This window comes from Dyadobacter sp. LHD-138, from assembly GCF_030929615.1.
Lineage (GTDB): Bacteria > Bacteroidota > Bacteroidia > Cytophagales > Spirosomataceae > Dyadobacter.
This window is the reverse complement of record NZ_JAVFVU010000045.1, coordinates 44,441-55,340: the sequence shown is the minus strand read 5'-3', so window position 1 is coordinate 55,340 and position 10,900 is coordinate 44,441. Positions and strand designations below refer to the sequence as shown.

Annotated in this window: 10 protein-coding genes; 1 reads left to right on the top strand and 9 read right to left on the bottom strand. The window is 34.8% G+C overall.

Annotated features, from left to right (window positions below; all coding sequences use genetic code 11):
• The coding region (gene tnpA, locus RB622_RS26065) for an IS66 family insertion sequence element accessory protein TnpA (protein WP_308049714.1) at positions 1–316 on the bottom strand (316 nt) is incomplete at its 3' end.
• Between the two features lie 160 nt (positions 317–476).
• On the opposite strand from tnpA, the gene RB622_RS26060 reads away from it, so the two are divergent.
• Positions 477–2,768: a T9SS type A sorting domain-containing protein gene (locus tag RB622_RS26060; RefSeq protein WP_308049713.1), complete on the top strand. Its 2,292-nt coding sequence runs from the start codon at positions 477–479 to the stop codon at positions 2,766–2,768.
• Positions 2,769–2,838: 70 nt separating this feature from the next.
• Here the strand turns inward: RB622_RS26060 and RB622_RS26055 are convergent, their stop codons facing one another.
• The 8 genes from RB622_RS26055 to RB622_RS26020 form a co-directional block, all read right to left on the bottom strand.
• Positions 2,839–3,612 carry a glycosyltransferase gene (locus tag RB622_RS26055; RefSeq protein ID WP_308049712.1) on the bottom strand — a complete coding sequence of 258 codons (774 nt, stop codon included), beginning with the start codon at positions 3,610–3,612 and terminating at the stop codon, positions 2,839–2,841.
• A gap of 5 nt (positions 3,613–3,617) precedes the next feature.
• Positions 3,618–4,736 carry a glycosyltransferase gene (locus RB622_RS26050; RefSeq protein WP_308049711.1) on the bottom strand — a complete coding sequence of 373 codons (1,119 nt, stop codon included), beginning with the start codon at positions 4,734–4,736 and terminating at the stop codon, positions 3,618–3,620.
• Positions 4,721–5,335 carry a DapH/DapD/GlmU-related protein gene (locus tag RB622_RS26045; protein ID WP_308049709.1) on the bottom strand — a complete coding sequence of 205 codons (615 nt, stop codon included), beginning with the start codon at positions 5,333–5,335 and terminating at the stop codon, positions 4,721–4,723. The genes RB622_RS26050 and RB622_RS26045 overlap by 16 nt, the downstream gene beginning before the upstream one ends.
• On the bottom strand, positions 5,335–6,609 hold the full coding sequence (locus RB622_RS26040; protein WP_308049708.1) for a hypothetical protein: 1,275 nt from the start codon (positions 6,607–6,609) through the stop codon (positions 5,335–5,337). Before RB622_RS26040 ends, RB622_RS26045 begins: the two co-directional genes overlap by 1 nt.
• A gap of 21 nt (positions 6,610–6,630) precedes the next feature.
• A complete protein-coding gene (locus RB622_RS26035) occupies positions 6,631–7,410 on the bottom strand; it encodes a glycosyltransferase family 2 protein (protein ID WP_308049707.1) in 780 nt (259 codons plus the stop codon).
• A gap of 126 nt (positions 7,411–7,536) precedes the next feature.
• Entirely contained in the window at positions 7,537–8,256 is a 720-nt protein-coding gene (locus RB622_RS26030) for an FkbM family methyltransferase (RefSeq protein ID WP_308049706.1), read from the bottom strand.
• The gene (locus tag RB622_RS26025) at positions 8,249–9,736 is read right to left on the bottom strand and encodes an oligosaccharide flippase family protein (RefSeq protein ID WP_308049705.1); all 1,488 of its coding nucleotides are present in this window, start codon (positions 9,734–9,736) and stop codon (positions 8,249–8,251) included. Before RB622_RS26025 ends, RB622_RS26030 begins: the two co-directional genes overlap by 8 nt.
• A gap of 94 nt (positions 9,737–9,830) precedes the next feature.
• Positions 9,831–10,880, bottom strand: a complete 1,050-nt coding sequence (locus RB622_RS26020) for a lipopolysaccharide biosynthesis protein (RefSeq protein WP_308049704.1) — start codon at positions 10,878–10,880, stop codon at positions 9,831–9,833.
• Positions 10,881–10,900 lie beyond the last annotated feature (20 nt).

Here is a 10,900-nt window from a genome sequence, read left to right as displayed (position 1 = left end):
CCAAAGCCTTCTTTAGCTCGTCGTTTTCTCTCCGTAGCACTTCTAATTCCGTTTTAGAGTGCAGCTGACCATCATTTTTTATACTCATAACTGCTCCTGATTTTGCATCCTTACGCCATTTATATAACTGGCTTGATATCAGACCGTGCTGACGACAAAACTCGGGACAAGACAAGCCAGACGATTCCCATTCTTCTACTAAGTAAGCTTTTTGTTGCGAGGTAAGCAACTTTCTTCCCGATGAACTCAGGCGTGCATTTTTAATCATTTCTAATACCATATCTGTTTCTCGTTTTGAGGCTACAAACTGGTCCAATGATTCAAGCGGTTAGGAACAGTGTATGGGGTACCAATTAATATTAGTAATAAAATAAAGTTAAAAAATTATAAGAAATCATTGATTTTTTTCATATTTATAACAAAATCAATGATTATAGTTGGTTATTGCCTTCCTTTTAACTTTAAACATCACACTTATGTTATTCAAATTATTCAGGATTCAACTACCTTTCTTTATTTTTTTATTTGCTATTCCAGTAACCCATGCCCAAATAATAAGATATGTGGTCCAGGGCGGTAGACAAACTAAGGACGGACTGTCTTGGGCCAATGCTTCTGACGATCTTCAAGCTATGATTAATGCCTCTTCGCAAAATGATCAGATTTGGGTAGCAATTGGTACGTATAAACCTAACCGAAGAGCCGACCAGACGAGTACAATCACACTAAATGATCGAAATAATTCGTTTCTTTTGAAAAACGGGGTTAAACTTTATGGGGGATTTAGTGGAGCTGAGGCTGGCCTGGAAGAACGTAACTGGGTCACAAATCCTACTATTTTAAGTGGAATTCTAGACGGAGGCCTCAGAACTTACCATGTTGTAATTTCGGTCAATGATGATAATCAAACTTTGTTGGATGGTTTTACTGTAACGGGAGCCAGTTCATCACAAAGTGATATTTACATTACCATTGAGAATGCCGACATAGTAAACCAGTCAGGTGGAGGCATGATAAATTATAACTCCTCGCCCGTCATAAGGAATTGTATCTTTATGAAGAACAGCGTTCAGGCTCTTGGAGGGGGCATAGAGAATGATCATTCTTCTCCTGAAATTGTTAATTGTGTTTTTAGTGAGAATACGTCGTATTATGCGCACGTTGACGGAACCGGTGGAGGTGCTATTGATAATTCTCGTTCATCTTCACCAATTATAAGAAACTGTAAGTTTCTAAAAAATGGCGCTAAGGCTGGTGGAGCTATGAGTAATTATTCTTCTTCCCCAACAGTCATTAATAGTGTTTTTAGCGGGAACAGTTCTTACTATGGTAGTTCAATGTATAATTTACAGTCACAAATTAATGTCATTAATTGTACGTTTATTGGTAATAGTGCTTTGTTTGAGAGTACAGGAACCATCAGTGCTGGAGCAGGAGGGGCAATCATTAAAAATAGTATATTTTGGGCGAATGGGGGAGATCTATCGGGAGACGCGGTTGAGGTTACTCATTCAATTGTGGAGCAGGGCTATGCCGGCGAAGGAAATAGCCAGTTAGATCCACTTTTTATAGACAAAGACGGAGCCGACAATATCATGGGAACTGTCGATGATAACCTTAATTTGGGTACTTGTTCTCCTGCTGTTGATGCCGGGCAAAATATCAGTATATCTAATGATGATATTTTGGGTAATCCTATTTTTAATGGCATTAGGGATATGGGATCATATGAACGGCAAAGTATCGCTTGCCCATTATATACAGGATCAAATATTTGTGAATCTATCGTATTAAATAACGTAAAAGGAAATCGATGGTTTAGGTTTATCAAGGATAATAAATTGGTTGCTGAGATAAACCCCAACGGATTGGATTTGGGAGACATAGTTCTAAAAATTAGTGATCCAACCAGCCTGCTGAGTTATGATGGTCATTATTTTTTGGGAAGGGCAATTAGTATTACCAGAAATCAAACTGGAGCTCATGATGCGTTAACTGGTGAATACAGCCTCCGGTTGTACTATAGCAACAGTGAATTTGAAGAGTATAAAAATACTGCTTCTCCAAGTTCCAATATGGAAAGTATTAATGTTTCATGGAAAGAAGGGGGAGTAGGTTGTAGTTTAGCAAGTTACACTGGCAGTAATGGATTGGTAACAGATGTTGGATCAAATCTTTATGGCGATAATGCTTTTTACTTGCAATTTAACCTTAATCACTTCACGTTTTTTTTAGCAAGTGCAGCCACAATAGACCCTCTACCTGTTGTCTTAACTTCTTTCACGGGGAAGAATCAAGGGAACTACAATTTAATTCAATGGAAAACAGCTGCTGAGGTGAACAATGACCACTTTGAAATCAAACGAAGTTCGGATGGTATTAATTTTAAAAAAATAGGTGAACAACTGGCTGCATCTGGGAACAATGCATCTGGTCCACAGAGTTATGTTTATAGGGATGATAATTTTGAACATGGTGTCAATTATTACCAACTAAAACAAGTGGATAAAGATGGAACCTTTTCATATTCAAGAAAAATTCAAATTAATAATAGTTCAGAGCTGAAATTATATCCGAATCCGGTTTCCGATTTATTGAATATTGACGGTGTAACCGGAAACTTTGATTATATCATAATCAATTCATCAGGTGTCTTAATGCAATCTGGTAAGGCTTCATCTTCAAAAGGGATACTTGTATCAGACCTGAGCGAGGGAATTTATACTATAAAATTTAATGATCAAGCCCGGGGATTTTTGAAAGATTAATCCCTTAAGGGATTGTGAATATTGGTTAAAAGGGAGTCAACATGGATATAATCCTGGGGCTCTCTTTTTTCTAAAAGCGCCATCCCCATTTTTGAAAATAAATGAATGCTCCCTGAATATTGTAATACATTAGTCTGAGGCTTTTATAAGACCCTTTTGCAAAATGATGCTCTATTGAAGCCTCAGGGTAATATATTGTATGACTGTATTTTAATACTCGATACGTTATATCTGCATCTTCCATATACATGAATATTTTTTCGTCAAATCCCCCAGTTTTTTCTAATACCGTATTCCGGAAGAACATGAAGCACCCAGACAAATACGGGACGTCAAGAATTATTTTATTATAATCTCTGTCTCTATATTCATATAAATTAAGTTTTCCCTGAAAAAAAATCTGAACAGCTCTGGGCATAAATCGTCTAAGCAAAAGGATGCTTATTGATGGAGGATGTTTGCATAAATATTGAAGGCTCCCATCAGGATATGTAACCTTTGGCATGAGAAGGCCCAAATTTTGCTGTGCCTCCATATACTCAAATATTTTTTCGAGAGTATGTGGTTTAAAGGATATATCAGGATTTAATACTAAATGGTATTTCGCGTTTAAAGATTGAGATTTTGCTATGCCAATATTGTGTGCTTTACCAAAACCTAGGTTATTATTATTGAAAATATATTCAACACGTGAATCTGATATCAAATGTCTTAGTGTGTCTGTTGGAGAATTATCTATTAAATATAGACATATTTTTAATCCGCAACTCAGGAAGCTATCTATTGCAGCCCTGAGTACGGTAGGGTCATTTTTGAATGTAACTATTGCTGCGGTAATCTCCATTTTAATTAATGTGATAGAACTAGATGTAACATTTCTTTCCAAGAAGTCGTAAACGGATATTCAGGGGCCTGTTGCGTTGTATTTTGCCAAACCGTATGAGGTCCATTTAAGATTAGGGATGCCATTTTTGTGGCAAGGTCTTTGGCATCTTCAGAATTAAAAAAACATGCTTTATCATAAGTACCGAGTGTTTCATGTGCATATTCCAGATCAGCTAATAAAATCGTTTTATTTAAAGTTTTAAATTCAGAAATAGGGAGTCCCCATGTTTCAAGTTTTGATGGGAAGATCAAAGCAGTTGTATTTGTATACTCTCTAAGTAACATTGTTCTTTGCATTAGGCCCACGAAAATTATTTGGGGAATTGATTTGGAGAGTTTAGCGATTTTTTTTGCGTAACTGTTTTCAACTCCAGATAGCGTGAATTTAATTTCAAAATCGGTAATTCCCTGATCTATTAAAATTTGGGCAGCATTAATGATAATTTCATAATTCTTAAAAATCCTCGGAAATGCTGGATAAATGAAAGTTGCCTTGACTGGACAAAAAACTTCACAGTTAGCTGGACTAACTTCTCCACTATCGGGATAAGCAACTAAGATCTTAGATAACGGAATTTTGAATAAGTTACTAAACTTTGTCCTAATCCAATCCTGTTGCACAATCACGAAATCATTCTTAGATATGTTGATCTGATATAGGAATTTATAGAACAAGGAAAATAAAACGTGAGTTTTATCGTAAAAGAAATCAGACAAACTTGAATTGTAAAATATAGATGGATTGTGACAATAAACACATTGCTTTATCCCTGTCTGAAGAATGGGTGTTGTATCATGTAGCGATAACCATAGAATCGGTTTTATTTCTTTCGAAACCCGATTGAAAAAAAAGTATTCGTAAAACAATCTATAAAACCAACTTTTTCTGGATTTGGGGAGTTCATTAAATTTAATATTGTTAAAATGATCATTATTAAAGAGACTCTTTTGATAAACAAAGACTTCTATGTGGTATTCGTTGGAGAAATTATTATTTAAAGCATTTAAACACTCTTTAAGAACGGTAAGTGCTCCCCCTTCAAATATATTTATTGCTGAGACTATTATTACAGGCTTATCCATTTCTCAGATTCAAAATTAAAATATTTTATTACTTTGGCAGGAATTCCCACCGCAATGGAATATGGAGGGATATTTTTACTTACAACTGAGTTAGCTCCGATAATACTTCCCTTTCCAATACGAACTCCCGGTAAAATAGTCACCATTTCACCTATCCATACATTTTCTTCAATATGGACAGGACTTCCTGCGATTATTCTTGATTTAGGCAAAGAGAGAGGTGAATCCTGAATAGACTCACCCGAGTATATGCCATGATTATGATCTGTTATAAAAACTTTGCTGGCAATTAGTACATTGTTTCCGATTAAAACATGATTTGTGCATCCAATGTGAACGTAGTCATTAATTTCTACGCCGCTACCAATTATTAGTTGAGGTTCAATATTGGTATCAGTTTTGAGACAATCCAGTCTCAAGCCTATTCCGCAGGTGAAATTTTCACCGATTTTTACTCTTTTTTTTCCTTTAATGTATATTGGAAAGCGAATTAATCGTGCATTAGAAAAATAAATCTTTGTCAATAATACATTGCTAACTAATCGTAAAATTCCGAAAAATGTATTTTCCGACAGTATATTTTTTAAATTGGTTTTCATTATTGATCTATATATTTTTCATTCCCATTTTGTTTCACAAATTCTGCCGAGTAATAATAACATAATATAAAAAAAGGCAGGCCTAATATAAAATAATGTCCTTGACGGAGTAAGGCGGTAAATATGGCCACTAAACAGGAGTGATTTATCATTACCAAATAGGGAGGACCGGAACGAATAAAATATTTCATAATAAACAGTATAGTCAGGAAAATACCTACATAACCAGTCTCAGATAGAATTCTACTAAACAAAGAGTTGGCGTCGTTGATATTCAAGACTGTTGCGTCCGGCCCAAAACCAGTAAACCATGCCTTCAATGTATTATATTTGTAAAATGCAACATGATGAGAACCTAGCCCCGTACCAAATGGGTGGTCTGAGGCATTCTTTTTAGCGATAATGAAATGATTAAATAAAATCAGCGATGAACCATTGGTGTCTCCACCCTCAATAGCATCTGCAATAATCTCGCCTGTGAGCAAACCAATGGATGAGTCTAAGCGATCTTTGAATTTTATTGAAACAGAATACAAAGTGATAAAAACAGCGGATAATGTAACCGAGGCGATAAGGACCCTGGAAAAATTTATCCGATGAAAGTTAATTAGGATGAGTGCTATAAATAGTGCAAAAAAACCTGTCGAAGACTGTGTAAGTATAAAAGAAGAAATAATTAATATTGCCTGGGACTTACTGATCGGGAATGGCAATTCCTTCTTCGTAAAGCTAAATAAAGACATATAAACTGCCGGCGCTAAAAGTAATGAAAAAGCTGCTGGCTCGGAAGTAATCGAGTGAATTGGATACAGTAGATTGCCACCCAGTTCACCGGGGGCAATTACTCTAAGCCCAAGCCATGACAAATTATATCCTGGTTTAAATCGGACCAAATAGGAGAAAAATTGTACAAATCCTATGAAAGCTGTTACCAAGGAAGCTTTAAAATATAATCTGAAGAGGTAAGCCAAATCGAAATCTTTACTTTTAATAATGTAGAAATAAAAGCAATAGAATATTGTAATACTAAGGTAGATCTTAGAAAATGAAAAAAGCTCATTATTTCCAAGAGACACATTTATAAGACCGGTTACAAAAAGAAATAGCAGGACAGCGAATAATCCAAAATCAATAGTTCTATATTTAAAAAGCAGAATTGGGAACAATACAATAACTAAAACGTAATAATAATATAAGTCAACAAATCCCAGACTAATCTGACTTAGGGGCAAAAAAATACTTACTATAAAAGAGAAGTTTATGAATTTACTCATAATGTATTGTTTCTGTATTAGTTAGCTTTTAACTGAGCGGTAAATATGTAAGCTGTTAGATATTTTCCGAATGATCATTTTTAAAAAACTAACAAAGAACTCCAGTATTGCTATTGCTATTGGAACCTCAGCTGTGTTTATTTTTAATCTCATATCCTCTTTTAAAATGGAAAATGACTGGCTAACGCCTCCGTACAACATGTTCGCTGTTTTTAAGGGAATAAATGCTGCCTTTAAATTTTCCTTCGGACGCATCAATAATTCATAGTCGCCTGCGATTTTATAAGAAATATCGAATATGCCATATTTCTCAAAGAATCTTTTTGAGTGTAATGCCCCGACATGGGCAGTCGTCATTCTATTTAAGAATTCAGGCCATTCCCAGGATTTACCAATAACGAAAAGATTTTCACCTTGAGAAGAAATCACGTTAACCCTTGAAGATAGAAATTCAATATGTGGGAGTTGATTTTTAATATTAGCTGCATAATTTTCAAGAGCATCGGGTAGGTAGGAATCACCTGCTCCAATGAAGCTGATCCATTCACCATTTGCAAGTTTTAGCCCTTTGTTCCAGGCGTCATAAATACCGTTATCAGGTTCAGATAAATAGATATCAATTAGTCCTGGATAGTTGTTAAATATTATATCGGAAGTATTATCCGTAGATCCACCATCAATGATTATATATTCAAAGTCCTTAAAGCTTTGCTTTTTTAAGCTTTCAATTGTTACCGATAGTGTTTCTCCTGCATTGTAAGTTGCAGTAATAATAGAAATTAACGGAGCTGTCTTTGACATTGGCTGGTATAATTTATTAACAAATTTGTGTGACTAGGAGCATTCCTTAACTTTTAAATTTGACTCGTATTATGCCAGGAAGCCCAGAGAAATACTATTGAATATAAGAAGTATAATTATTGCGGTTTAACGAATGAAAATTCCATCGAACTGCAATAGCTGATAAGTTTTGGGATTATAAAATCCGGGTTCGACCGACCACAATTTAAAGCCCTTTGATTCTAAATAGGTAATCATTTGATTCATCGTAAGCTCTCCTTTATATATTTCCTGTAGTGACAATTCGATTTGAACCATTTTTATTCGTTCCAAATGATCTTTTGCTCCATCCAAGACAGCCTTTTCGAAACCTTGTGTGTCAATTTTTAAAAATATTTTGGTATCCATATCCGGTATAATAGCTTCGAATATGGAATCTAGTTGTTTCACTTCTATGCATTCCTGTTTCGTATAGTATAAGTCTGTAAGTACTTCAGTCATATCCTCTACAAAAGGAAGTAGCGAGCTACTTGCATCTAGTGCTGAAATATTAATATTGGCTGTTCCGTCAAAATCTCCGAGCGCAAAATGGCATGTCTGCCATTTTGTATTTCCTTTTGCTTTTTTTTCTAATTTATCAAAAATTGCTTGAATAGGTTCAAAGGAAATCATCTTGCCGTTATAACCAATATCGAACATACTTTGGGCAAACTGCCCAACGTTAGCTCCGACATCAAGTATAACATTGATACTGTTGTCCATCAAAAAAGCTTTTTGTGAACGTTGAAACTTATTTGGAAATTTTTTAATCTCTAAACCTAAATTCTTATTGATGATCCTTTGAAACCTATTTAGAAAATTATTCATATCGATTCTTCATATTAAATAGTTTGCTTAATAATTTTGATTTTACATCGAATGTGCCTTGATATTTATTAAAAAAGGAGATAGTCATAAATATTGTAAATACGATGCTTAAGGCTATTTGATTGAAAACATTTAGATCAACCAAGGAAACGAATAATGATAAGAATATGACTACTGAAAGAGGAACCACAATCATACTTACCCAACTCCAAAGTGGTAAACCAATTCTTTTCATGCCCTGAACCAGTAAAATCAAAATAGAAAAAAAGAATGCGTTGCTTAAAACGATTCCTATTATGCCAAACGCAATAGATGAAAAATACATGCTTACTAATGTAGTAAAGCTACTAAGAATTGATATGATCATTACCCTTCGACTATACCCAAGGCTTAGTGAAATATAATATCCCGTTACTGATAAAGTATAAATCCCATAAATCAATGAAAGTATTTGGAATTGAAAAGCGGAGGACTTTTCAAAATTGGACTTAAGGAAAAATTGTAATATTGGCTCTGCCATAACAATAAACAAACCGGCACCTCCAAGTGATAAATATATATTCAGTAAAAAGAAGTTTTTTACTGAAATGGATAAATTGTTTGCCTTATTATTACTGGATGACAGACCAGATCTTACTAACGGTATGATTGGATTTACAGCCTGCGCTGTAAATTGATTTAATTGGCTGACGACATTGGTGAAAATTGTATATGTTGTTAATGCGGTTATTCCTAGTGTGTGGCCAACAATAATTTTATCTCCTTGGGAGAATAATATTGAACCAACATTGCTGCCCCATACGCCTAAGTTATAATTTAACATTTTGGAAGTGGTTTTCTTACTAAATCTCCAATTAAATAGAGGTATTACCTTTATAGCGAAAGGGATAAGTACTATTGTAAATACAACAGATATAATAAATCCCCAGGTTATATAAGTAGGTAAAGATTTTTCTCCCAGGTAGGCTAGAAGTGCCCAGGAAATGTTCGTAGCAATTATCTGCAATGTACTTATCGTATTGTAAGTTTTATACAACTGCTTGGATTGTAGCACCGCCCAAAAAAAACTTTGTAGAATGCGAACGGAGACGAGGCCGGCTCCTATCAAAAGCGCCCTCATTACCTCATTGCTTCTTTCGGGTCCAATGTGAAGAGTACTAATGAAAAATGGAGAAAGAAGATAAATAATTAAGAAAACTAATATGGAAGAAAGTACTAAGAAGAAAATGCCAGAGCTCAGAACTTCATTTTTTTTTGTATGATCCAATTTTTCCGAAGATTCTTCTTCGGATAGGAAAAAAAGCAAGCCTGCACTTAGTCCCCCTTCTGCAATTTGAACTGATGCCAAAATAGCTGTAGTCCAACTTAAAAATCCAAATAAGGTAACTCCGAGGTATTGTATTAATATGGGCATAACTAATATGTTTGAACCAAGTTTTAGACTTTGCCCAATTAGATTAAAAATGCCATTTTTGATCATAACTTGTAAGAGTTCGAAGTAGTTTGCCCCTTGTAGTTGGGACTTAATAAAATGATAATATTACACATATTAAATCGACGGACATGGGTTACTGTTATTTACTTGGTGAAAGCAGGTAGGACTTTTCCTTAAAAAAGAGAAGGTAAGTCAGAGAAAACAGGACGCCTGTAACTGAAAAGATTAGTGCAATTATTAAACGACGTGGTTTACTTTTAATAGTTGGAACCTTTGATGGTTCAAGTACTTTAATTACTGGTTGTTGCTCCTTTACCTTGATTTTTGCTTCTTCCCAACGGCGGACGATGTCAGAATATAAAGATTGTGCTAAGGTATAATCTGATTGTAATCTCTGCTCTTCTATTCGCGCTACATTAAGAAAAGAGCTTCTATTTCTATCTCTGTAACTTTGAAGAGCAAATTCAGCATTTTGCTCCCTTTTTTTTGCTTCAATTGCCCTTTGTCCTAGGAACTGAACTTCTCGAATCGTTTTTTCCGTACGGTAGTTTGTAACATACTGAATTAGATACTGACGTGATGCTTCTACGACTTGCGCAGTAACTAGGGGATCAGATGTCTCAGCCTCTATAGAGATAATTCCCGTTTTCATGTCATAAAGTGTCGTAACAAGGCTCAATACACGTTTGGAATCGAGTTCTTTATCTCTTGCAATAGACAAAATTTGACTATTTATTTTAGGAAATATTTTTTTGTTTTTCTTTTTGGTATCATTTTTAGAATCATCACGGTGCAAAAAATCTTCAAAAGATTTGTAGACCCGATTGTTTTCGTCAGTAACCGATTGTTTTAAAAGATATAAAGAGAATGGAACTGTTTGTAGAACCACGGGGTACAATTCAGGCTGTAATGCGCCACCACTTTCATTCTTTGTTAAACCGCTTAGACGAGCCAATCCTGAAAGTGATCCTAAGCTATTTGAAGGTATCCCGGATTCAGGAAGTAATAGAGTAGAAGCTTTAAATGATACTGGTAGAAGATAGCTTATCCCATATCCTATCAAGCCAAAAATAAAACCTACAAGTAAACTTCTTACGCTATATCTTTTTATAAAATTAAATATTTCAGAAAAGCTTATTTCATGCACTTCGGGTATTTTTTTATCAGATATAATTGGCGGCTGGAACATTATGTTTTGAGATAGAATAA